Below are 25,028 nucleotides of genomic sequence, written 5' to 3'. Positions count from 1 at the left end.
TTGTTTCTTGTCCTTCTTATTTCTCTTTAGTGATTATTGATCAATAAATTGGGCTTCATCCCCTCCAAATTTTATATTTCTTATGGTTTTCTTCAGCAACTTCATATCAACTGGTTTTGAAATATGAGCATTCATTCCAGCAGCGAGAGTGTGCTGCATATCCTCTGAAAATGCATTGGCAGTCATGGCAATAATCGGGATCGTCTTTGCCTGTTCATGTGAACTTCTACGGATTGCCTCCGTTGCCTCATAACCATTCATAACAGGCATTTGTACATCCATCAAGATCATATCATACTCACCGGGCACGGACTGTTCAAATGCTTCCAAAATCCTTTTGCCATTTTCACAAATAGTACACTCTGCACCTTCAAGCTTTAATAATTCCATTAGGATTTCTGCATTCAACTCATTATCCTCTGCACAAAGGAAGCGCATTCCATCCAGAATATCACTATCTGTCTCATGCATTTCTATCTGTTCTGTCGAAGAAACTACTCTGTTCTCCACAATTTTTAGATTTAAGATTACTTCAAAACTACTTCCGCGATTCGGTTCGCTTTCAACCTCAATCGTTCCCCCCATCGATTCAACCAGATTTTTAGTGATTGCCATTCCCAGACCAGTTCCCTGTATTTTGTTTGTTACAGAACTTTCTGCACGAGTAAACGCGTCAAAGATAGTTTCTTTAAAATCAGCAGACATTCCCATACCATTGTCACTGACTATAAAATGATATTTTCCATATGTAGAAGAGTTTGTCTCACTTTCTTCTGCGATAAACTGGATTACTCCACCTTCCTGTGTGTACTTTATTGCATTAGACAACAGATTACTGAAAATCTGCATCAGATGAACCTTGTCGCCATTTACCCACTCATGTTTAAGGTTTTCTTTTGTGATTATAAAACTCTGATTTTTTTCGTTTGCCTGTGAATGAAATATTGTATTGAGTTCTTCTATAGAATCCAGAATAGAAAAATCAGAATATTTGAAAACTGTTTTTCCAGCTTCAATCTTGCTCATATCCAAAACATCATTAATAATTCCTAATAGATGCTGAGAAGAAATAGCTATTTTATCTGCATACTCTATAACTTTTTCTTTGTCTCCGGCATTATGTCTGATTAATGATATAATACCAATGATTGCGTTCATAGGTGTGCGAATATCATGCGACATATTGGATAAAAAATCTGTTTTTGCCTTATTTGCATTTTCAGCGGTCTGTAGAGCCTCAGTAGCAATGTTCTTAGCCTTTTTCAGATTTTTATTAGCTTCTTCCATTTCGCTTATAGCCATTGCCTGAAGCTCATTGTTTCTTTTTTCAAATTTAACTTTTTGATTTGCAATACTGAATCTGGAAATACTGTAGAATAATCCAGCAAAAAGCAAGATTATAAATCCTGTCATGAGCATTGTAGTAAACCCAATCATTTTCTGGTATTCTTTCAACACATTATCTACTGTCGCTTTTTTTACAATACAAATCAACATCGTATTGTTGCTTTCTATCGGACAATATCCCAAATAATAAGGCTCATCTTTCCCCAAAAGTTCTACTCCCTTTTTTCTCCCCGCAATCTTTTTATTCAGAGAATCAAACTCTTTTGCTGTTATAGCATAATCACTTTTCAAATGTTTCAGTAATGAATAATTTCGGAAAAAAATGTCATCCTTCTGGTTCGTATAAGTAATATTTCCATCATCATCCAACATGAAGAGATATGCACTTCCATCATATCCTCCAAGATCTAACATAGAGTCTAATTTCGAATGATCATACACTGTTCCAATCGCTGTATAAGTTTCCCCATTAATCGTATATTTCTGACATGGAATTGCTACCAAATAACCGTCTTTTTTCACTTGTTCAAATTCAAAAGCGACCAATTTCCCAATATTAAATCCGTTTCTCAAATCCAGCAAAAGCTTACTAGGCATATCAACTTTCAGTTTTGTTCCATCTGAGGTTATAGCTTTTCCATTTTCCTGTAGAAATAAAAGTGTACTCTCAGATTCTTTTTCCCATGCCTTAAAAAAGTTTCGGTTATTATCCGTTTCAAGGGATATTTTCTTCTCTTTATGCAGATAGCTCTCAACTAAATGTAACTGTCTATAGTATCCACTCACTTGCATATCATAGGTTTGTTGAATCTGTTCGACAACAGCTTCCATACTGATTTCTCCATTTACCTCAATATATGTATTCATCCTATTCAACAGAAACTTTACAAAAACAAAACTTGAAAGGATGAAAATTATGACAAACAATGGCATTATTATTTTTTTCTCTTAATTATCTCTTGTTCTATTTGCACTTTATTTTTCAACCTCTATATAGTCTTCTGGTGCTGACGGTTGCTGCCCATTTGACATGGCCGCAATCCATGCACTAGATAATGTTGTATCCCCTATTTGCTCAATAGCACATTTTGGATTAATTTTTTTCAAAATAGATTTTGTCGTATCCGTAAGAAGAATGGAATATTCTTTTTCTGTGTCTATTTTTTTATCATTTATTGTTATATCCTTTAATGAGAATCCGTTTTCTTCGTTTTTGACAATTATTTTCATACCAGATGCAATCGGCAATTCGTATTTTGTGGTTACATAAAAATTCTCATCAGCCTCTGTAAGATATTTTTTAACGAGTTCATAAACCTGCTCACCGTTGAGCTTTACAAGATATAATGGGGTATCTGAATTCTTCGCTGTCATCAGACCGACCCGGCTGCTGGTGCATTCTCCTTTGTAAATAGAAGAAGTATAATAATAATATGGTGTCAGAGCCAACTGTGCGTCATTTTCTTCTCTGATTGTAGTTAAAATAGATGATGCTGCATCTCGACCGCTCTTATCATTCAATGAAATGGAATACTCGTTTTCAAAATTCACTGTACTTTTTTCTTTTGAATCTTTACTATTCATTGCACTACGAAAAGCATTATAAGCCTGCATTTCATCCATTTTTCCTGATAATAATCCGTGAACAGCTTCAAGACTGGCATCGAATGATTTTTGAGCAGAATATCGGATATAAATAGAAGTATCCTTAATTTCTTCTTCCAAGCCTGGTACATTCTGCATCATTGATGGAACATCTGTGTTAAACGAAATCACACCACTTCCATCTGCAATCAGTTTTTGTCCCTGTTCCGAGTTCATACAATCCAGCACATCTAATGCTGTATCCAGTTTTTCCTGGTTTTTTTCCAATTCTTTATTGAATGCAATATTTAAGGATGGGAACATATACACAAAAGAACTATCTGAAGTCTGTGAAAAATAAGGAATACGAATTAGTTCCGCATCCATCTGATCTTGTAATTTTTGCATATCTGTAGGCTGTCCATGAAACATTGCTGATTTTCCTTCAACAAACATCTGAGTTCCTGTATTACTATTAACATTAATATCCTCTTCACTAAAATGCGAATCTTTAAGGAACTGACTTGTTTCCGAAAAAATTCTTTTCCATAGTACGTCGTCAAATTTTATTTCACCAGCTGAAGTTTCGGCTTTGTTTCGCCAGTCAATACCATCCAAACTTGTAAATTCACCAATCGCTGCCGCCTGAATTATTTCTTGATTTGACCAGTCTTCTGCAAGGTCCATCGAGTAAGGTTTTATACCCTTATCATAAAATTGCTGGCAAACCTGTACGTATTCTTCATAATTTTCCGGAACTTTGATTCCATACTGATCAAACAGTGTCTTGTTGGCAATAATCGTCTGCGGAAGTGCACAGATTGGCAACCACTGAATTTCATCATCTGTATTCTTATAATATTCCACTGCATAGGAATAGTACTTAGAAACCACATCATAAGAAGCAAAATCCATAAGATATGGCTGTAAATCCTGCGCATCCGTTCCAGAGAATCGACGTACTGTCATGATGTCCGGCAACTCACCATGCTCTTTAAAATAGCTATATAAATCAGTGTCATTATTTCCAATAATAAATTCAATATCCTGATCCGGAAACTGCTCATGGATATAAGGAGCAATATTTTTCATTAAACGATTTTCCCACAGATACACGGTAAGGTGATCGTCTTTTTTAGATTGTCCACATCCAGCCAAAATACCAGTTACTAAAAGTACACCTGACACCAATGCGGCCAGATAACATTTTGTTTTTTGCATACGTCAACTTCCTTATTCTTTCGATTAAAACACATTTCAATATTTTCGTTTTACAAGCCCTTTAGCTTTGTGTCACAGATTTTCATCTGCTTTGTCTCAATTCTTCTAATTATAGCATTCTATTTTTTCATGTCTATATTTTTCACGTTAATGTAAAAAAATTTTTATTTTTATTTTTTCTTTTCCCCCACTGTAAAACAGCCTCTGAGCGTTTCGTTATATAGAGGGGGACAAATAAGAGCAAGACCGCTCCTTGAAAGGGACTTATACCACAGAACAATTACTCCACACTTTAAAAGACATAAAATTTACGGATATAGAAGAACAGGGCTTCATGCCGGTATATGAACGTCAGGAAATCACTGACGATCTCCATGAAACCTGCGGATTCAGAACAGACTATCAATCGGCCATAATTTTCTGAGTGCCGCATAAGAAATCAAAAAGTTTGCGAGCCATCCAGCCGGTACAGCAAGCCAGACAAATGCAATACCAAAACGAGGAGCACAAATTAAGGCAACTGACAACCTTATTGCAAGATTTACCATATTTGCAATAAGAAATGGCCGCATGATTCCAAGCCCACGAAGGACTCCATCTGTTGCCATCTTGATACCCATGAAAATGAAAAAGTAGCCTAGCCATCTCATATAATCCCCTGATACCTGATAAGCTAAAGCAGTTCCGTCTTTTCCTAAGAATAACGAAGAGATTTGCGTATGCAATGTCTCAATAACTATAAAAGCAAGAACTGCAAAACATAAATCTAACACCAGTGCAGCATGATATCCTTTTTTGATACGTTCGTTTTTCTTTGCACCAAGATTTTGGGAAACATACGGTGAAACTGCATTTCCAATAGATATAAATATCAGTGAAAATACATTCTCTACTCTCATCGTTGCCGAATAACCCGCTAGTGCCTGTGTACCAAATGGATTTACAACCGCCTGTACAATCATCATCCCAATTGACACTGTAGACTGCTGAAGAACCGAAGGTACAGCAATTCGAAGCATTGAACGTAACTCCTGCCCGTCAAACCAGCTAAAGTGACTTTTATATCGGCGCATCCGACTAAAGAAAATCAAAAGTGAAAATACTGCAGAAATTCCTTGTGCAATAAGAGTCGCAAGGGCTACACCAAACACACCAAGACCAAGTCCAGCCACCATCCAAAGGTCCATAAATATATTTAAAACCGAAGAAAATATTAAAAGACCTAACGGAATCTTTGATTCGCCGATTGAAGTGAACATCGTTGAAAGGATATTGTACATAAACAGAAACGGAAATCCCACAAAATAAACTCGAAGGTACAATACCGCTTCATCCAATATATCAGCAGGTGTCTGTAATAAACTCATCATTGGATGGGAAAAGCAAAATCCAAACAGACCAAGAAGTATACTTAGAATCAGAAAACTAATTAATGATGTCGACACAATCGTTTTCATTTTGCTATAATCCCGGGCACCAAAATAACGGCTTACAAGAACCCCTGCACCTACACCTGCACCCAATGCTACACAAATGAATACATTCGTAAGTGCGGCGCAGGCACCAACTGCAGCAAGTGCAGATGAGCCAACAAACTGACCAACAATAATAGAATCAGCCATATTATATACTTGTTGAAAAAAACTGCCTAGAATCATAGGCATTGCAAAAACAGTCAGCGCTTTAAGAGGCGCATCTGTAATTAAATATTCATCTTTTGACATTGTCTTATTCTCCTTAGTATAAATCTGCACATTCAACAATACAGCTTTGCAAGCAGACTTTTGGCGGTTATTCCCTGTTACTATTACAAAATGTATATGCGTATTTTTATGTAATGCACGAATCCAAATATAAAGAACCTATTCATAACACGAACGGGAATAGAAAATCAAAAAGCGATCATTCTTCATGATGACTATACAGCGATAGCTCCTTATATTTTCGGAAATCGGAAAATAAAACTCGTTCCGATACCTTCGATACTTTCGACGTGAATGGTTCCATTGTGGAGATTTACAATCCAACGCACCATAGAAAGGCCGAGTCCGGTACCGCCATTTTCTCTGGAACGGCTTTTGTCTATGCGATAGAAACGTTCCCAGATTCTGTCCAGGTGTTCCTCACTTATTCCAATACCATCATCTTTCACTTCACCGACAATCTGGTCATTTTCGACCTTCAGGATAACATGGATATGTCCATTTATTTTTCCGTAATTGATGGCGTTGGTTATTAAATTCATCATCATACGCAAAATCAATGTCTGGTCGCCGTTCATAAATAAGTCATCCTGCTTTTGCAGGGTGATCTCGATATTTTTTTCCTGTGCTTTTGTCTGCAGTTCTTCTATTACGAATTCGCTTAATAAACCAAAATCCAGTTTTTCCATCAGATGCTGCTCGCCCTGTTCGTTTCTGGCGATCATTAACATTTCGTTTGTCAGCTTTGACATTCGTTTTGCCTGCTTTAAGATGACTGCAATCTCTTCCTTATCTTCCGCAGATAAGTTTTCATTTTCCAATAAGTACTCACACTGGGAAATGATAACAGCAACGGGAGTCCGCAGTTCATGGGATACGTCTGATGTGAATTGACGCTCCTTCTCAAATGAAAGTTCCAATCGCTCGAACATTCCGTTAAATTTCTCCGACAATTCGTATAATTCATCTTTTGCTTTTGGCAGAGACAATCGTTTGGAAAGATCTTTTCCATTGCTGATGTTTTCAACTTCATCGCAGATAAGATCCACCTGTCTCAATGCCCGTTTGATCATAAAATATCCGATGACCCCGATCAGAATAATAAGTAATGGAAATACAATCAACAGCATTTTCTCGGATGTCTGCATGAAAAGTTCTATAGAATGTACAGAGGTAATTCCTCGTACCCATATTTCGTCATCATCACCGTAAGTATAAATGCTGTCATATATCATCCATTTTCGATTTGATCCGGTTATCATTCGCGGTGTATTCGACTTGAGGATAGTTTCTTCTGGAAATTGGGTTGGAATTGTTCCATAAAGTAAGCGTCCGTTTTTATCATAAATACAAAACATAATACCGTCATCGTAAAATTCGGTATCGCCGTCAAGATAAAAGGAATCATCCTGAAAATTAATATTTGAAGAGAAACCGGTCACTGCGGCACTGATTTCTTCTTCTGTCGCAGAAATTCCAACCCTATCCACAAAAAGAAGGACGAAAACTAAAATAGTCCCAAGAACTACGGCAATGATTCCGGTGTACCATAGCGTAATTTTTTTCTTGATCGTCAGCTGTTTCATTCGTTTTCCCTCATTACATATCCGACACCGCGAACAGTGTGGATGAGTTTTTGTTCATATTGTGCATCGATTTTTTTTCGCAAATAGCGAATATATACGTCGATCACATTGGAACCACCTTCAAAATCAAAGTCCCACGCATTCTGCTCAATCTGCTGTCTTGTCATTACGATATTTTTGTTGCGCATAAGACATTCCAAAACCATAAATTCTTTTGCAGAAAGATCAATCTCATTCCCGGCTCTTGTAACCTTTCTTGTGTCACGATCCAGAATAAGATCTGCTATTTTTAGTTGATTGGATGTAAATTGTGGCTTTCTACGCATCATGACACGGATTCTTGCAAGCAGTTCTTCAAATGCAAATGGTTTGATCAGGTAATCATCGGCACCAAGATCCAGTCCTTTGACGCGATCTTCAATGCTGTCTTTTGCTGTCAGTAACAGAACCGGTGTATCATCTTCTCGCCGCCTTAATTCTCTTAAGATTTCATATCCGTCCTTTCCCGGCAACATGATATCAAGAATAATACCATCGTAGGAAGTCATATCGATATAATCCATCGCTTCCAGACCATCCCCACAGGCATCTACACTGTAATGTTCCTTGACAAGCCTTTTTTTGACAATGTTTCTTAAATCATTTTCGTCTTCTACAATCAGTAATCTCATAATGTAATTATTATAATACCAATCGTTTTCTGGTGCTAGAGCCCTTTTTTTCATTTTCTGAAATTACTATTTGTTTTAATCTTTTTTTAATCTTCCCCCTATATGATACATATAACAGCAAAAACAAAACACCCAAGAGCCGAAAGGAGAATATGTTATGAAAAAATTATTAGTAGTTTTATTATCCCTCACATTAATATTTGCTTTTACAGGATGCACCTCATCCAATAATGAAGCTGCAGAAGATATGGAAATTAAGACACAGGAAGTTGTAACATCAAATACAGATGACGATGATGATAACATCAGTAACACAGAAAACGCAGTAGAGAATGTGAACGAAAAGGATTATGATTTCTCTTCTTATGAAAACGATATCCGTAATATAACAAAAAGTGTAAACAAGGCAAAAAGATCTACAAATGCATCTGAGAATCACAAACAATTTTACACTTTGAAAAAACAGATAGACGCAGTCGATGATGAACTGGATAAACTTGATGATGAATTTGAGCATGCTTACCAGATGAAAGAGATTAGCTTCGAGACATACAAAGCGAGAGAACGCGCGATTGAAAAACTGGAAGATGAACTGGAATTAGCAGAAGAAGCGCTGGAAAACAAATACGGCATTGATGATTAATTCCGTCTGGGCTACAAGAATGTGGCAGAACTTTCTTAATTTCTAAAATCGGGTAGGAGGTAGATAATTATTTTATGAAAATTTTGTATTTTTCTGAAATTTAGTACAGAAAAGAGCATATGGCTTTTCTCCACATGCTCTTTTTTAGTAAACTGTTAATAGACATCAGATATAATAAGATTCGATCATTATTCTGTCATAGATCAGCAACAGTTGGGAGAGATTGTTTCTTTTCCCGCCTTTTTCTGATTTACATCCCCGAATAAGGGGTGACAACAGAGCGAAACCCAAATGTTAGCTGGAAATTGATCATTTTTCATTTCCCAATTGCAATTTTATAGGACTCATTATACTCTTTTTCAATTACTCTGTCACCGGCTCTATCCAACTAATCGATTGGAAACGGATTTGAAATAAGGTGATCTGTAATTATAATTTTCGTTATTTACACTTATCCAGCCAGCCTTCTTTCCATACTTGAACTCAAGATAAATCTTTCCGTTAGAGAGTGTAAGCTTTTTCAAAACTACTTTCTTTCCTGCCGGAACTTTACATGCGACTTTACTACCGTTATAGAGGTTTACTTTTTTTGCAGTTACAAAAGTGTTTTTCTTAAATAATTTACTGTAGTAATCGTTGCGGTCATTGCCGATTATACTTTTTACAGTAGATGTTGTTGTATCTGCTAATACAAGCTTGTTGTTGCTTACTCGATAATCCATCGTCCAATTGAGCCAACCTGTTTCAGCCGGCTGACCTGCATGTTTGAGCGTCAGGCTGTTTTTCTTTGCAGATACGATCTCGCATGCTGTATCATCTAATTTACTTACACATACAAACTTTTTGGATTTGTTATCATATCTGTAAATTTTGTTGTCATTGATACAGTCATTATCACCGATCGCCATCAGTCGGTCATTTTTTGCGGACAGTTCATACATGCTATCCTTTTCTGTTCTCTGCTCCTGCGTTTGCTCTCGTTTGATTTCTCCCTCCGTATCTTCTTGGCACAAGCAGGACAATACCTTGATGCACCAGAGCCCGGGACATATTCAACGCCGCACACCGTACAATTTTTAGCGGGCATTGCTGCCCACCGTTTTGTAGGTATGATATGTAATTCATCGACAAAGCCGATGAATTTATAGTAAATCTTGATTTCCTGCTTCACTGTTCCGTCTGCCATCTTCTCACGCTCCGAAACAAGTATCTTGTCTATGAGTGCGTTTATAACTGTTGCATCCAGTTCTTTTAAGCCTTGATAATTTCGGATAAGGGCGAGGAAGTCACGGATTCCCCGTGATTTCTCGTAGCTTTCATTAAGAGTTTCCGTCACCTCTTTCAGCCTTGCTTCAATTTCAAGCTGCTCTTTCTGGTATTTCCCCGACATCATCTCAAAATTCCGCTCGGTAATACGCTCCATGACCTTATCCTCGTAGAGAGAGGAAAACAGCCTGTCCAGTTCCGCAAGGCGTTTGTTCAGCTTCTTACGTTCTTTCTCTAATGCTTTCGCCCTGCTCTGGTCTGTTTCCGTGAGCCGCTTTTCTATGGCCCTGACCGCCTTTTCATCATTCACTGCCATATCCGCAAAACAGTTGATGTCGGCAAGAACGGCATTGAATAAATCCCTTGCTTCTATATTGTGGGCACTACACTCGCTTCTTCCGTTTCTTGCATAATTATTACATGAATACTGTACACAGTCGATAATCTCTGGGCGTTTCCTCCTGTGTACGTTCATTGCCCGCAGAGCACATCCGCAGTCCACACACTTGATAACGCCTGCAAAAATATTTACAAATCCTCCCTTGTTCTGTGGAAGCCTACGACTTGTAATAAGCTGTTGGACAATATCAAATTCCTCCTGCGTGACTATTCCCTCATGGGTATTGGGTATCACTTCCCATTCTTCGGGCAGCTTAGAGGGGCGTTTCTTGCTTTTCATATTGGCGGCAATCCGTTTGTAGCCTACAAGATTTCCCGCATATATCGGGCTTCTTAAAATGCTCCTCACGCTGTTCCCACTCCAAATATAGCGTTTGTCCTCGTTCCCCTCAAAATGACGTTCAAAGCCTGTTTCGCCACGCTCCGCCGCATAAGCGGCAGGGCGTAGGATATGCTGTTTATTAAGATGTCTGCAAATTTTGGCAACTCCATTCCCTTTTAATGCAAGGTCGAATATCTCTTTTACAACATGTGCCACTTTATCATCTATCAGCAGATGGTTGTGGTCGGCAGGGTCTTTGATATAGCCATAAGGGGCGGTAGTTCCCATGAATTTCCCCTGTTGAAACCTCGCCCGATATGCCGATTTTATCTTAACAGATATGTCAGCGGCATACATTTCGTTTAAAATGTTGCGGAAAGGCGTGATGTCCATAGCAGATTTATTCAAGGTATCTACGCCGTCATTGACCGCTATATACCTCACGTTATGCTCTGGGAAGAAAACTTCCAGATATAACCCACAATCAAGATAGTTTCTCCCCAGACGGGATAAATCTTTCGTAATCACGCAGTTTATCAGACCGCTTTCAATGTCTTTTATCATATTCTGGAAACTTGGTCTTTGGAAATTTGTACCAGAATAACCATCGTCCACATACGTTTTTGCTATGTGCCATCCCTGCTTTTTCACATAATCCGTGAGGATGGATTTCTGTGTCGCAATGCTCGCACTCTCGTTATCCGTACCATCGTCTTTAGATAAGCGGCAATAAATGCCGACTAAATAGATTTTCTTTTCTTCTTTGATTCCTGCCATACTGTAAAACCTCCGTATCTGTCCTATCTGTTTTCATGTCCCATTGCGTACATTCTAAGCGGACAGCCCCTCATTGTCGAAGGTGTCGCCCTCGGCAATCTTCTTCCGAATATCCTCGGAGATAATCGGGACAAACGCTTCTGTAACGGTCTGTGTGCCGACATATTCACGGCTGATTATCATCTGCACTGGTGCTTTTGGCACGATACGCTTTCTCTTTTTATCTGCTTTCTTATCCTCGCCCATACTTAAATCTTCCTTTCCAGACAGGGCAGGGAAGAGTTTGGAAATGTCCCCGCCCTGCCAATCAGATACCATTAATCCTCGCTGTTTAATTCTTTCTGTAATGCTTTAAGGAGTGCCGCCGCTTCATCAGCGTTCAGCGTGATTCCCTTGCCGCACTTTTCACGGTTCGGGGAAAAGCTGCGGATGTCATACTTCGGCTCTTTCCCATTCCATGAAATGAGATTGATTTCCTTTGTGTAGCCACTGTCGCCCGTAGACAATACTGCGATTTCCTTTACGATTTCATACTGGATTTCTCTCATTCTCCATACCTCAACTCTCTGTATTTACTTCCCGAAAAAAGAAGATTAGCGGCTGTCACGGTTGCGTTTCCTCTGCAACTCACGCTCCAAAAGTTTGATGATGGTTTCCTCCATCTGCTTCGGCGTTGTGTTCTTCGGAAAGTATTTTTTCAGCTTGCTTGTGTTGATTTTCAAGGTTTCTTTCTGGTTGCCCTTTTCCTCCGTCATAATCGCAAATATCGTATCCATGTCAAGCCGCCCGCTCTGGCTTAACTGTTTCATCCGCTGTGCCTGTGAGAGTGAGGGCGTTGCTTCTTCGCTCTCCATCGTGGCAAAGAGGTTTTCCTGCTCGTCTTTCTTCAAGAAGGACAGTTCCACCGCAGGCGTGAGGGCGATTTTCCCCTCGTCCACCATCTGCAAAATCGGCGGTATCAGTTCCGTCAGGCGGATAAAACGCTGCACGGTCATCCTGCCCACGCCGAAGCCCTGTGCCACCTTGTCGTCCGTCCGCAACTTCGTCACAACTTGTGACGAGGTTAAGTCTGTGCGGAAACCCTGCCGCTTCATGGCTTCGGATTTCATCTTGTAAGCAAACGCCCGCTCCGATGGCAGGATATTCTCACGCTGCAAATTGCTGTCTACAAGGGTGATGATGGCTCGGTCACGGTCTAAGGGCAGGACAAACGCAGGCACGGTATTTATCCCTGCAAGTTCAGAAGCACGGACACGCCGCTGTCCTGCAATCACTTCATAACCGTCCCCGTCCTCTTTCGGGCGTGTGATTATCGGCGTGACAATGCCAAATTCCTTGATGCTTTCCGCTAACTCTGACAGTGTTTCATCTTCTGCCACATGAAACGGATTGTCGGGGAACGGGTACAAGTCTTTGGTCTTTAACACCTTAAAATCCTGTTTCTTCATTCACATATCTACCTTTCTTTCGCTCTGCTTCTATGATTTTTCTGCAATTCTTCCAACACTTCGGGCGGTATTTTTGACAGCAGCCGCCCCATCTGCTCGTTGGTTCTCTGCAATTCAAATATCTTCTGATTCGCTTTCTGCACCTTTAGTTCCTGCTCGTACTTTTCATCACGCATACGCCCCGCATAGTCTGATTCCTGCCCAATTCTCTCTTTCAAACTGTCGATATACGCCTGCTGTTTCCCGATTTCCTTAGAGAATTTCTCCACGTCTGGCAGCCATGCAGAGAGTAAATCTAACGCTTTATCCCTTTTCTTCCCTGCGTTAAAGGCGTTGATGTCGGATAGGGCAGACACGATTTCTTCATACTGTTTATCAAGCCTGCCGCCTAATTTATAGAGCCATGTGGGGACGTGTTTCCGCTTGGTTTCCATTGAGGACTGCCCCCGTTCAAGCTGATTCCACCGTGAGGACATCCGCTCATGGTAGGCGGTCTGCCACTCGGATAATGATTTCTGGTTGCCTAAGATAGCTTTCGCTGACAGCTTATTGTCTGGCGTAATCGGCACAAAGCAGAGGTGCATATGGGGCGTTCTCTCGTCCATATGGACGACAGCGGAGAGGATATTCTGCTTTCCAACACGCTCCGAAATGAAGTCAAGAGCCGTCTGGAAATACGCTTTTTGTTCTTCGGGCGGTAACTGGTTCATAAATTCTGGTGAAGCTGTGATGAGCGTTTCCACCATCATCACGCTGTCTTTCCTTGTCCTGCACCCCGCTTCGGCTACCATGCGGTTAATCTCTTTCTTGTAGGTGTACTTTGGTGGTGCTATGAGATGGTAATTGTTTTTAGAGCGTTCCATATCTATATCTGGGTTGCTTTTGTAGGCTTCTTTCTTCCGCTCGTTGTGGCGTTCACAAGCCGCAACGCCGCCCGCTTTTCGTTTCTGGAAACGCAGGATTGCATAAGGCATAGGCGGATTCCTCCTTTCTTTCGGCGGGTGACCGTCCTTTGGGGTGACAGCGGTGACGGTGGTGACAGCAGTTTTGGGATACCCCCTGCCGACTGCCGCAACTGTCACCCTCACCCCCTGCATGACGGTCATGTCGATGATGACGGTGTTTTTGGGATACCCCCCTCGCAAGAGCCGTCACCGTCATGCCGCCATTCTTTTATCCGAAGCCGTAAGGCGTAGGATAGCAGGGCACAGCCCTGCCTTAAGGGAGTCCAGAGGGAACGTCTGGCACACGACTTTGCAGGGCAAAGTGTAGTGTGTTACACCCTGTAAACGCAGTCGGAAAAATCGGAATGATTTTTCTGACCGCAGGGGTGGTTTTACACGACCGAAAAGGGCGAGTAAATCTCACGCCTGCATTTTGCGTTTACGGGGTGTTCTCCCGTAGGGATGACAGCGGCAGGGTATCCTAAAATCACTGTCACCACCGTCACTGCTGTCACCCGCAGGGCAGAGCCGCCAGCTTTACATGGCTTTAAGCGTCAATGACAGTAACAGGGGGGTATCCTAATATCGCTGTCACCACCATCACCGCTGTCACCCGCCCTCCTTGCAAGGGCAATCCGCCTGCCGTCTTTCCTGCGGCTGTACTGGTAGCAGATACGGTTCTCGCTTAAAAATGTGGTGCGGTATTCATTCAGCCATTTCGTAATCACCGTGGGTATGGTTTCCGTTTCCCCCATAGCGGCTAACAGTTCCGTTGCCGTGCCTATCCATTCTTCCTTATCCCTCATAAAATCCACCAACCGAAAAAGGACATCTGGTATCGTTTCTTTCGCAAGCTGCTCCTGCGTTTTCCGCTCCACAAGTTCCCAACTGCAATCACGGAAACGCAGCGTGTATTCCTGATAGGGCGTGTCCCTGCCCGTCACATACAGCTTGGCGGTGTCGGATGCCCGTTTCTCCTTTTCCAGAACAAAGGTAGCGTCCGCACTCCCCGTTAAGCCTGTCGTCCCAGACACCTTGTTGAACACATCGCTGTCATTCTGCTTTCGGATGTGGTGTACGACAATGACCGCCAATGAATGCCTGTCGGCAAAGTCTTTGATTAGTGAGATGTCCCCATAGTCGCTTGCGTAGGCATTGTCTTTTGAAGCTGTACGGACTTTCTGCAAAGTGTCAATGACAATAAGCCTGCTGTTTGGGTAATCTTTCAGATAATCTTCAAGCTGCACGATAAGACCGTCTGACAGCTTGCAGCTTGCCACGGCAAAGTGAAGCCGCCTGCTCGCTTCGTTCGTCAATCGGAACAGCCTGTCCTGTATACGGCAGAACGTGTCCTCAAGGCAGAGGTAAAGCACGTCGCCCTCCATTGTCGGCATATCCCACAAGGGAAGTCCCTGCGACACGCATAAACATAGCTTCAGCATGAGCCAGCTCTTTCCTATCTTCTGTGAGCCGCAGAACAGCGACAAGCCTGTGGGGATAAGGCTGTCCACCACAAAGGACGGCTTCTCAAGCGGTTCATAAAGGAGCGTTTCGGCGTTGACTGTCTGTAACTTCTGCATGGCTTTCCTCCTTTCGGGCGGTGTTTTTGTTTTCGTTGCACATAGGCGTTGACCTCCTTAAAAATAGATTTACTCCCACGAAGAAAAAGTGAGAGTATGTAATGCCGCCAATCCCACACAAATAAAAAACAGATTTCTTTTTCGGGCGGTGTCGGTCACGGTTGGAGATACTTCCTCATTTCCGCCTTTACTTTCTCCTTTGCAATCGCAACAGATTTCTGTATTGCCGAAGCGGTGCAATGCTCCATAGCGGCGATTTGGTAAAAATTGAACTCATACTCGTAGTAGAGCAGGAAACGCCGCCTTTGTATCTCTGGCAGTCCGTCAACCGCCTTACAGAGCAGTTCTGCCCGTTCTGCCTCAATCATTTGTTCCTCTATGCTCTTAGGCAGCTTCAACGCCCGCCTGTTCAGCGTTTCGTCCCATACTTCCGAAAACTCCCTGTGCCGCTCGTCCCATTGGAGGAGATTCCTGTTCCTGCGTTCCATCTGCCGAAACTCCATAAAGAACTGTTCCGACACTTCCAACTCGTGGGATTTGCCCTGCCCGTCCTTAAAGCTGATAAAATACCTTGTGCCGCTTTCCGTGGATTCCTCCCGAAGCGTGTACGCCTTAACTCTGTATGCCATCCCGCTTGCCTCCTGCAAAAAATAAGTGAGGGGATTTCCATCCCTCACCCAGTAGCCCGCAGGACGGCAGGCTGTTTTAGACGCTATAAAATTTTCGTAGCTTCTTCCGCAGATGGTCTAACCTCGCATAGATGGCACCAGTCGTCAAATGCACGAGCGGGGCAATCTCCTTTGTGGAATACCCCTGCATTTTCAGCAGGACGATTTTCAAGGTACGCCCGTCCACCGCGACTAATACTTGATAGAGATTTTCGCTCTCAATCTCGTCCAGTAACTCCGCAACCGTACCCACTTCCGTCTGCCGCTCCCTGTCTGCCATGTCCTCAAGGTATTCCGCAATGTCATTCGTCCATCGGTAAAACCGCCTGTTGGAATTGAAGTCTGCCCTGTCCGCAATGCGTATCTGCTCAATGGTCGCTTCATCAACGCCGCACTCACGCAGCAGCTTTTCCTCCGCTTCTTTCCAGATACGCCATTTCCTGTCCTCCCGTCCGTGGTTATATGCCATGCTTCTTTTCCTCCAATCAGAATTGATTGAGAGGGCAGAGAAAAACCCCCTCATTTTCCCAAAGGAAAAAACAAGGGGGCTGAACGCCTTAAATTTTAATTTTCTATTATCTTTCTTAGTTTTCTTAGGATTCTGGCTTTGCGTTTGTTCACAACGCTCTGGGTTATGCCGAACCTCGCCCCGACTTCACGCTCAGAAAGTCCGTCAAAAAAGATTGCCTGTATCAATTCCTGTTCACTATCCGACAGCAAAGGCAGGGCGGCTTTCAGCCTGTCCACCATAACCGCATTGACAACGGTTTCCGCAATGTCTGCCGCTTCATCAGCGATAAAGTCTAAAGGCTTCCCCTCGCTGTCCGTAAATCCATCCAGAGAAAGCAGGCTGTTCTTCGTATCTAATTTTTTCAGATAACGCCACCGTTCCTTATCTCGGTAGAAGTCCGTGTATTGCTCCCTCACGACTTCAAGCAGACAGCCTTGAATGGGGATAAACAGCTTGTCCATATAGGTCTGGTCGGATTCCCTGCGGCGGCAGAAATCCGTATAGGACAGTTCCACATATCTGCCGCTTTCCTTGATATATACCTTTCTCGGTGCGTATTTCACTGTAAGTACCTCCCATCTGAATTTTTGAAATGTTCAAAATCCAGATGGAGAGGTGGCGAACGACACCTAACACCACTAATAGCCCTATGGCACTTTCCAACAAAAATCGACAAAAGAAAAACCGCAAAGGCTCTATGACCTTTACGGTTATGGGAAATATTAATTCTGTTGTATGGAGATTGTACTTCTACATTCAAGGCAGGAAGTGCCGTTGCATAGGCAGAAATTTTTTTAACTGGTTTCCTGCCGTTCTCTGATATGCTATGTATTGATAAATTTTGCTTCGTATGAGCAGATAGATAACTGCCCGAAAAAAGGACATAAAAAAATCCCTCCAAATTTAAAAACAAATTCAGAGGGTAATTTAGGGTATAACAAAATAACCCACCCGAATATCGTTTTTTTTATTTGGTGAGTTTGTTCTTTCAAATACGAAACAAATGCTCATGTACGGTAAAGTATCACAAGAAAATTATGTCGAATTGACAGCCGCCTCCGCTATACCGAATAAGGAAATAAAGAGTCCTCAAATTTTGCGCTACTAAATGAAGACGAGCGGAAGTAATCTCCCGCTCGTCAGTAAACTTAACTATGCCATATCAATCCCGCTTCTTTCCCGCCACCGGCACTAAGAACAGCGCGGGCAACAGCAGGAAAGCGGTACAGACCAGCCCCCAGGGTATGGACACCTGCTGGGCTACCAGCCCCACAATAGGCCCGCCGATGATCTGCCCGAAAGAGTCCAGCTGTCCGCTGGTGGAAAAGACTGTGGCGCGCATTTTCTCATCCACTTGGTCGTTCATCCAGGCGGCCAGCACAGGCTCCTTGATGGTGCGCATAAGCCCCGCCAGCAGGAACACCAACAACATGAACCAAAAGCTCCGCCCCACCGCGAAGAGAACCAGGAACAGGATATACCCGGCGCTGGTGGACATGACCACACTGGTTCGGCTGACAGTCCCTTTTTTCTCCATGCGGGCGATGAGCAACTGAGAAGCCAGAATACCTAAGCCGTTGCCGATAAGACTGATAACACCGAACCAAGTGACGCTGTTCAGCGGCCCGATAACGGGTATTACCGTGTCATCCAGAAAATGAGCGGTGGAGAGCCGGTCAAAGCCTTCACTGGCAAGTCCCCCGCATAGTGTGATTGCTAAGAGCGCCAGCAACACAGGTGCGCCTTTCACAAAGCCCAGGTTGAGCTTGAACAGGCAGACAAAGTCTTTAAGCAAGCCCTGCCGTTCCTCAATAGCAGGGGAGAAGTTGGTTTCTGGCATGATGCGAACCATCACCAGCCCCAACAACAAGCACAAACTGCCCCCCAAGATGAGAGGCATTTGCAGGTTTATGTTTCCCAGCAGTGTGCCCAGCACCACGCCCAGAACGCCGCCGATTTGCCCCATTTGACTGCCCCGCAGGAACACCTTGTCTATGGGTTTGTCCTCTTCCTCCGAGGCAATCCACGCCTCCAGAGCGCCGGTGATGAAGGTATCACCGCAACCCCAGACAACCTGGGCCAGCAGAACCGGCGCGAACCACGGTAGCGCACCCTCCATCAGAAAGCCCAGGCCGTAGAGGAACATTCCAATCAGCACCGAGCGCCGACGGCTATACAAATCCGCCACCACACCGGTGGGCATCTCGAACAGAAAGCAGGAGGTCTCCTGAACCGTCCCTACCAGGACAAGCTGGAAAGCATCCAGCTGCACCACCTCCAGGTGGTACACGATGGAAAGCACTGTGGACATAGAAACCGCCAGGGAACAGACAAATCGGAACAGCAGGTAGACAGAATATGCCTTTGAATTTTTAGCAAACATGAAGTTACATTCTCCTTTCAAATCTCATTTTATATGACTTTTGCAAGCTGTTAAGCTAACTTGTGGAACATATGCCGAACCTTATCTATACGGCTATTCGGGCGGCGGGGTTGGCAAATAAATTTACCAATAGCTGGCTGGTATCCTTTTAACTCTGTCAAGCAGACTCCCTGCCCATTTGTGAAATAAGTTAAATCGTTCCTGTATTCTTGAATACATCTAGCAGGGATTTCTCCTTTCAGAATGACCTCGTCATTCTTTATCTGAGTACTTACAATATCTGCACAATACCTTGGAGCATCATGATACGCCCGTGAGAGATATTCCTGCGGTGCATAAATTTCAAAGTGGAGATATGGCTCTAATAGTTCTGTCCCTGCTTTTTTTAAAGCCTGCTCCAATACGATAGGGGAAAGCAGCCGAAAGTCTGCGGGGGTACTTACAGGACTATAATACAATCCATATTCAAAACAGATTTTACAGTCTGTCACTTTCCATCCATACAGCCCCTGCTCGCAGCCATAAAGAACCCCCTCCATAACCGCATTTTGGAACGATTGATTTAAATATCCAAGTGAAACTCTGCTTTCATACTGCACTCCGCTTCCAATAGGGAGCGGCTCTATGGACAACCCGACAGAAGCCCAGAAAGGATTTGGCGGGACTTCTATGTGGATGGTATATTCTGCTTTTCTAAGCGGTCTTTCCATATATATAACAGTAGGCTCTTTTATTTCTGCCTCCACATGATATTTTTCCTCAAGGATGGCACAAATGACTTCCATCTGCACATTCCCCAAAAAAGATAACATAATCTCATGGGTAACAGTATCAATGTCAAAATGCAAAAGAGGGTCTGTATCAGCAATCTCTGCGAGGGCATTTAACAGGGCTTCCCTTTGCTCCGGCTTTTGCGGCTCTACCGTTGTCCGAAGTAATGGCATGGGATTATCAATCCGTGTTTTGTGAGGCAGGAGTTTTTCATTTCCCAGGATATCGTTCAGTTTCAAAGTATCATCAGCTAAAATAACAATTTCTCCCGGACAGGCATGGTCAGCCGGGACGATTTCACCGTTTGTCGGAACACACATCTCTGTGATTTTTATTTTCTCTTTTTCAGATATTCTAATAACATCCCTCAAATGCAATGTTCCGCTATATATACGCACATAAACAAAACGCCGCCTTTTCTCTGAATATTCAATCTTAAAAACCTGCCCGCATAGTTCAGATTGACCTTCAGGCGTTGATGAATAAAATTTACTGGCAATTACTTCTATAAGCTGCCGAATCCCCAGATTGTTTTTAGCGCTTCCGTGATAAACGGGAAATAACGTTCCGTTTTGGAATCTCCTGTTTTCTTCCTGTTCCAGTTCTGACATTTTAAACGGTTTCCCTGACATATATTTCTCTAATAGTTCATCGTTTCCCATAATTACCGCATCCCACTGTTCCATATCGTCATTGTCCGTTACATTTATATGGGGATGCTGCCCAACCTTTTGCTTCACTATAATTTCCGAAGAAAGCTTTGCTTTCATTTCTCGATATACCATTGGCAAATCAATCCCCTCTTGGTCAATTTTATTGATGAAAAAAATTGTCGGAATCTTCATTGTCTGTAGTGCATGAAACAGTATACGGGTCTGTGCCTGTATGCCATCCTTTGCAGAAACTAATAATACTGCTCCGTCTAATACGGATAAAGAACGGTATACTTCCGCCAAAAAATCCATATGGCCTGGCGTATCTATAATGTTGACTTTTACATCCTCCCACTGAAAAGATGTCACTGCTGTCTGGATAGTGATTCCCCTTTGACGCTCCAAATTCATTGTATCTGTCCTTGTTGTGCCTTCATCTACGCTCCCTAGTTCTGCAATTGCACCACTGGTATACAATAAACTTTCCGTTAATGTTGTCTTTCCTGCGTCAACGTGAGCCAGAATGCCTAAGTTAATTATTTTCATGTGATTTTCCTCCTATCAACACCCAAAAAAGGGCATAAAAATACCCAGTGATAAATACTCCTATCACTGGGTAAATAACTCCAATAGCCCCAAAACACTTATATGTTTTCGGGCATATAAAATTACATGATAAAAGTATTCTTAAACTGGGTACAAAAAACTAAGCCCCATATTAAAAGTGAAACGAGACTGCTACTTTTTGTTCCCACTATCAAATTGACAGTTTATTTAAGAATACCTTGCCGCATATTTATTAACTCCTTGTATAATACTGAATCTAATTATATTCCTTAACCCTTTATTTGTCAAGCTGACAAACTAAAGCAGAAAAAGCGGCAGGATTTCCCCCTGCCACTAATCATCTGTTTATGCAAAAATAATTTCCTTTTCCACAATCTCCCTCGCACAAGCCCTTATGTTATTGAGGCATCCTGTCCATTCTAAGGCGTTTTCTGCCTTTAGCTGTTCCGTTATGCCCTGTGCCTGTTTCATACCCTCTATGAGCCTTTCAAAGCGTTCCTGTGCCTGTCTGTTGATGTCGGCAAGGTAGGCGTTTAGCCTGCCGCTTGTAAGAAGATTGGTGTATGTAACTTTACGGTACTGTTTTAGATAATCTAAATGCCGTTGCCCCCAGATGCCTATTGCCTGTTCTTCTTCGGCGGGTACAGTTAAGCACGGTATCAAATAATCCCCTTGCCTTTCGTATTTGCCGCCCAGTTCCTCAAATAATGATTTTGCCATTGTCTGTTACCTCCACATTCTTTTTTATTTTGAATGTCCGCAAAATCCGTCCTACATCAGCTGGACGAATTCATTTTTATTTGTCATTCTGGCATACTTCGCATTCACAGAGTTGATGCCCTGATTTGCATAACTCTTAGAATATGCCAGCTTATTATTTACTGTGATTTTCACTCGACTTACACAATCATCTTTTCCTATGATTGTTTTTACGAGTATCTTATCCATCTTACCATCGCCGGTAACATCCGCCGATATTTCCTTTTTGACCGGCACATTTCTTACAGATGCCGCCTTCGTCATCGTCGGAAATGCCAGACACATAGATGCCACAATGGCACAGGACAAAGCTACTTTTACTGATTTGAAATAAGTATTTTTCATGATGATTTCTCCTTCTATTGCACTACACAAAAACACTGTTCTAATATAAAGATATGCTCTTCATTTACGAAATTATTATAGCAAACAATTATTAAAAATATAGAATAATATTCTTAATATTTCTTTACATTTATCAATCCAGATGATAGCGTGGTTTTCCAACGCTCTTCTTTCCATATTCGATAGCTTCCGCCGGGCAATAGCAGATGCATGCCATACAATGTGTACAGGCATCACAATCTGCGCTGTTCCCATATACTGCCATTTCTTTTTCTCGGCAAGCCTGCGATTATATTTTGCTGCATCTCCGATTTCACTGCCACAATCCATCACAAACCAGATTCGCTTCGCACCTGTAAGCTTTCATTTTTTCATAAAACCTATTCTGTTTTTCGATTTCTGTGCTATAATGCTTTATTGTAAAAATTCCCATAGACAAAACGAGGTGAACCAAGTGAAAAAAAAAGCACTTGTGCCTCTTATCACTTTTTTACTGGGCATATGCCTTGTTAGTTTGATTGTATACAAAACAGACACCCACGAAAAAGAGCAGAGACACATAACAGCACAATTAAACGTAGCCACCTATGGCGAACGAATAAAGAATGAAATTACAAATGGAATTGAGATCACAGATACCTTGAAGCAAATCTTAATAAGTGAAGATGGCGAAATCCATCAGTTTGAAACAATTGCAGGAAATCTTATGTCTGATTCTATTGAAAGTGTACAGCTCGCTCCTAATGGTGTTGTTACAGATATTTATCCGGCTAATGGAAATGAGACAGGTAAGATTGATTTGATCCATGATAAAGACCGCGGAAAAATTTCCTGTTACGCAAGAGACAACCATACAATCATTACGCAGGGCCCCTTCAAATTAAAACAGAGAGGATATGGAATTGCAGTCCGCAATCCCGTATACCTGAAAGATAAAAACGGACATGAGTATTTCTGGGGATTTACTATTGTTATCCTGCGTGTTCCGGATATTTTTTCAGATTCAATCAGTGCACTTTCAAATTTTGGATACGAATATAAAATTTCAAAAACAGTCGCTCCATGGAGTGATACTTATAAAGTGGTTTATCAATCAGATGGGCAAACAAATCATCCTGTTTCTTATACATTTACAATAGGAGATGAAAACTGGAAATTTGAAGTAAGTCCTAAAAGTGGATGGAGAAATGCCACTCTACTGATAATCATCATCGGAATGTTTCTTACAATAAGCCTTCTCCTGTCAGTTCTTACCAGAATATGGTTAGTAGAAAATGAACATAAGAAAAAGTTTCAGATACTGGCGCGCACAGATTCTCTTACAAATATTTATAACCGCTATGGATTTGATGAATTTGCAGAAAAAATGATTCAAAAAAATCAAAAAGCACATTTTGTGGCTGCGCTCCTTGATATCGATGATTTCAAGTTTATTAATGATATCTATGGACATAATTACGGAGACAGGGCACTAAAGAATCTTGCAGACAGCATGAAGACTTTTTTCCCATCCGATGCATTACTTGGAAGAAATGGTGGTGACGAATTCTGCATTCTTTTACCAAATTGTACTTTTGCAGAAGCAGATATACAGCTGCAGAAATTCACCAAACTTCCTAAATCATTCTCATACCATGGTAAGGAACATGCATTTTATATTTCTCTAGGATATGCAGAATATCCAACATTTGCATCCAATCGTTCACAACTCATGCGCTGCGCAGATGCCGCTCTTTATGAAATAAAGCTTCGTGGAAAAAATGGATGTATGGTCTACAGAGAAGGATTTCGGTCAGGTGCCCGCAAACAACTTGGATTCACATTCAAGGATATCTCTGAACATCTTCCAGGTGCATTCATCATATACAGAGCTGACAAAGAAGATGATGAACTATTTTTTGCAAATGATGAATTTCTTCATATGTCCGGATATAAAGATATAGATGAACTGTTCAGACTTACTGAGAAAAGTTTTCGCAACTTGATTCGTGAAGATGAACAGCAACAGATAGAATCAAGTATCTGGGAACAGATTGACAATGGCAATGAAAATGACTATATTCACTTTCATCTTCGAAAAGCTGACGGAACTTATTTTTCTGTTCTTGATCAGGGAAGAATTGTAGAGAGCCCGCAATACGGGAAAGTATTTTATGTATTGTTCATGGATTGGGAAGATATGCATATTCGTTACAATGATAAATTCGCAAGATAAAATATTGCAAAAAACAGAGCGTATGATCTATTTTCATATAATGTTTATGTCGGCAAGCTCTATCAAAAGGAAATCGACTTTGTTGCTCAGAGAAGCAACGAGAAGTTTTATATTCAGATCAGCGACAACATTTCCGGGCAGTAAACATTTGAGAGAGAATGCTTTCCTCGGCTTCAGATTCGAGATGCTTATCCGAAAATGATTATTGCTAGAACCAAACATCCCCAATATAGCTATGAAGGAATCGTAATTCACGATATAGCCGATTGGTTACTACAAGAATAAGCAAGGCGAACTGACACCCCCAAGCCCCTGTAGAATAAATAACGCCAGTACTGGATATCAAAAATCCCGCACCGGCGTTATTTATTAAAATATTTTGTTTTTTAATCTTCAACACTCTCTACTGAAACTTCTTTTTTCTTCCTACTTTTACCAGAAATCATCTTGTGTCCTGTATAAATAGCCATAATCATACAAAGCAAAGAACTTGCTGCAAAGTACTTATGACCTTCTTTTGATCCCTTATAACCTGTATAAAAAGTTCCAAGCATTGTAATCAGTGCACCGATAGACCAATATTTATGTGATTTCATTCAGATACCTCCTGCCTGATTATTCCGGGGCTCTCTGAGCCACCTGTCCGGACTTTGAGAGCCACCTGT

Annotated in this window: 21 protein-coding genes and 3 pseudogenes; 3 read left to right on the top strand and 21 right to left on the bottom strand. The window is 41.8% G+C overall.

Going from position 1 to position 25,028, the window contains the following annotated elements; all coding sequences use genetic code 11:
• Positions 1-33: 33 nt before the first annotated feature.
• From DW152_RS06860 to DW152_RS06835, 5 genes are all read right to left on the bottom strand, one after another.
• Positions 34-2,178 (bottom strand): ATP-binding protein, encoded by a 2,145-nt coding sequence (locus tag DW152_RS06860; RefSeq protein WP_118288331.1) that lies wholly within the window; start codon positions 2,176-2,178, stop codon positions 34-36.
• A 144-nt stretch (positions 2,179-2,322) separates the two neighbouring features.
• The gene (locus tag DW152_RS06855) at positions 2,323-4,152 is read right to left on the bottom strand and encodes an ABC transporter substrate-binding protein (protein WP_021859503.1); all 1,830 of its coding nucleotides are present in this window, start codon (positions 4,150-4,152) and stop codon (positions 2,323-2,325) included.
• A gap of 389 nt (positions 4,153-4,541) precedes the next feature.
• Positions 4,542-5,876, bottom strand: coding sequence for an MATE family efflux transporter (locus DW152_RS06845; RefSeq protein WP_118288250.1), 1,335 nt, complete (start codon positions 5,874-5,876; stop codon positions 4,542-4,544).
• 212 nt (positions 5,877-6,088) lie between these two features.
• Entirely contained in the window at positions 6,089-7,441 is a 1,353-nt protein-coding gene (locus tag DW152_RS06840) for a sensor histidine kinase (RefSeq protein WP_118288249.1), read from the bottom strand.
• Positions 7,438-8,112 (bottom strand): response regulator transcription factor, encoded by a 675-nt coding sequence (locus DW152_RS06835; protein ID WP_044919842.1) that lies wholly within the window; start codon positions 8,110-8,112, stop codon positions 7,438-7,440. The genes DW152_RS06840 and DW152_RS06835 overlap by 4 nt, the downstream gene beginning before the upstream one ends.
• A 157-nt stretch (positions 8,113-8,269) precedes the next feature.
• On the opposite strand from DW152_RS06835, the gene DW152_RS06830 reads away from it, so the two are divergent.
• Positions 8,270-8,755 carry an entericidin EcnA/B family protein gene (locus tag DW152_RS06830; protein ID WP_118288248.1) on the top strand — a complete coding sequence of 162 codons (486 nt, stop codon included), beginning with the start codon at positions 8,270-8,272 and terminating at the stop codon, positions 8,753-8,755.
• A gap of 380 nt (positions 8,756-9,135) precedes the next feature.
• Here the strand turns inward: DW152_RS06830 and DW152_RS06825 are convergent, their stop codons facing one another.
• From DW152_RS06825 to DW152_RS13585, 15 genes and pseudogenes are all read right to left on the bottom strand, one after another.
• On the bottom strand, positions 9,136-9,696 hold the full coding sequence (locus tag DW152_RS06825; protein WP_118288247.1) for a hypothetical protein: 561 nt from the start codon (positions 9,694-9,696) through the stop codon (positions 9,136-9,138).
• On the bottom strand, positions 9,663-11,519 hold the full coding sequence (locus DW152_RS06820) for a recombinase family protein (RefSeq protein WP_001820670.1): 1,857 nt from the start codon (positions 11,517-11,519) through the stop codon (positions 9,663-9,665). The genes DW152_RS06825 and DW152_RS06820 overlap by 34 nt, the downstream gene beginning before the upstream one ends.
• 54 nt (positions 11,520-11,573) lie before the next feature.
• A complete protein-coding gene (locus DW152_RS06815) occupies positions 11,574-11,765 on the bottom strand; it encodes a hypothetical protein (protein ID WP_001820669.1) in 192 nt (63 codons plus the stop codon).
• Between the two features lie 71 nt (positions 11,766-11,836).
• On the bottom strand, positions 11,837-12,067 hold the full coding sequence (locus tag DW152_RS06810) for a YdbC family protein (protein WP_001206986.1): 231 nt from the start codon (positions 12,065-12,067) through the stop codon (positions 11,837-11,839).
• Positions 12,068-12,112: 45 nt separating this feature from the next.
• A complete protein-coding gene (locus DW152_RS06805; RefSeq protein ID WP_000743700.1) occupies positions 12,113-12,967 on the bottom strand; it encodes a ParB/RepB/Spo0J family partition protein in 855 nt (284 codons plus the stop codon).
• 8 nt (positions 12,968-12,975) lie between these two features.
• Positions 12,976-13,941, bottom strand: coding sequence for a MobV family relaxase (gene mobV, locus DW152_RS06800; RefSeq protein ID WP_001820668.1), 966 nt, complete (start codon positions 13,939-13,941; stop codon positions 12,976-12,978).
• 517 nt (positions 13,942-14,458) lie between these two features.
• A pseudogene (locus tag DW152_RS06795) lies at positions 14,459-15,491 on the bottom strand (AAA family ATPase).
• Positions 15,492-15,646: 155 nt separating this feature from the next.
• Positions 15,647-16,120: an RNA polymerase sigma factor gene (locus tag DW152_RS06790; protein ID WP_002596254.1), complete on the bottom strand. Its 474-nt coding sequence runs from the start codon at positions 16,118-16,120 to the stop codon at positions 15,647-15,649.
• A gap of 76 nt (positions 16,121-16,196) precedes the next feature.
• Complete coding sequence (locus tag DW152_RS06785; RefSeq protein WP_002596253.1) at positions 16,197-16,628, bottom strand: sigma-70 family RNA polymerase sigma factor; 432 nt, start codon at positions 16,626-16,628, stop codon at positions 16,197-16,199.
• A 95-nt stretch (positions 16,629-16,723) separates the two neighbouring features.
• Positions 16,724-17,233, bottom strand: a complete 510-nt coding sequence (locus DW152_RS06780; protein WP_002596252.1) for a sigma-70 family RNA polymerase sigma factor — start codon at positions 17,231-17,233, stop codon at positions 16,724-16,726.
• A gap of 599 nt (positions 17,234-17,832) precedes the next feature.
• On the bottom strand, positions 17,833-19,053 hold the full coding sequence (tet(40), locus tag DW152_RS06770) for a tetracycline efflux MFS transporter Tet(40) (RefSeq protein ID WP_109215034.1): 1,221 nt from the start codon (positions 19,051-19,053) through the stop codon (positions 17,833-17,835).
• A gap of 50 nt (positions 19,054-19,103) precedes the next feature.
• On the bottom strand, positions 19,104-21,023 hold the full coding sequence (tet(O), locus tag DW152_RS06765) for a tetracycline resistance ribosomal protection protein Tet(O) (protein WP_117874544.1): 1,920 nt from the start codon (positions 21,021-21,023) through the stop codon (positions 19,104-19,106).
• 366 nt (positions 21,024-21,389) lie between these two features.
• On the bottom strand, positions 21,390-21,764 hold the full coding sequence (locus DW152_RS06760) for a TnpV protein (protein WP_001129922.1): 375 nt from the start codon (positions 21,762-21,764) through the stop codon (positions 21,390-21,392).
• A gap of 51 nt (positions 21,765-21,815) precedes the next feature.
• Positions 21,816-22,148: a hypothetical protein gene (locus DW152_RS06755; RefSeq protein ID WP_118288245.1), complete on the bottom strand. Its 333-nt coding sequence runs from the start codon at positions 22,146-22,148 to the stop codon at positions 21,816-21,818.
• A 133-nt stretch (positions 22,149-22,281) separates the two neighbouring features.
• Positions 22,282-22,377 (bottom strand): annotated as a pseudogene (locus DW152_RS13585) (EFR1 family ferrodoxin); the annotation flags it as partial.
• A gap of 225 nt (positions 22,378-22,602) precedes the next feature.
• Between DW152_RS13585 and DW152_RS06745 the strand changes: the two are divergent.
• Both DW152_RS06745 and DW152_RS06740 read left to right on the top strand, forming a co-directional pair.
• Entirely contained in the window at positions 22,603-24,363 is a 1,761-nt protein-coding gene (locus DW152_RS06745; RefSeq protein WP_118288244.1) for a diguanylate cyclase domain-containing protein, read from the top strand.
• 36 nt (positions 24,364-24,399) lie between these two features.
• Positions 24,400-24,648 (top strand): annotated as a pseudogene (locus DW152_RS06740) (ATPase); the annotation flags it as partial.
• A 101-nt stretch (positions 24,649-24,749) separates the two neighbouring features.
• On the opposite strand, the gene DW152_RS06735 reads toward DW152_RS06740, so the two are convergent.
• Complete coding sequence (locus DW152_RS06735) at positions 24,750-24,959, bottom strand: DUF6219 family protein (protein ID WP_008392833.1); 210 nt, start codon at positions 24,957-24,959, stop codon at positions 24,750-24,752.
• Between the last annotated feature and the right edge of the window lie 69 nt (positions 24,960-25,028).

It is taken from the genome of Dorea sp. AM13-35 (assembly GCF_003473885.1).
Taxonomy (GTDB): domain Bacteria; phylum Bacillota; class Clostridia; order Lachnospirales; family Lachnospiraceae; genus Dorea_D; species Dorea_D hominis.
This window is presented reverse-complemented; position numbering and strand designations above follow the sequence as displayed.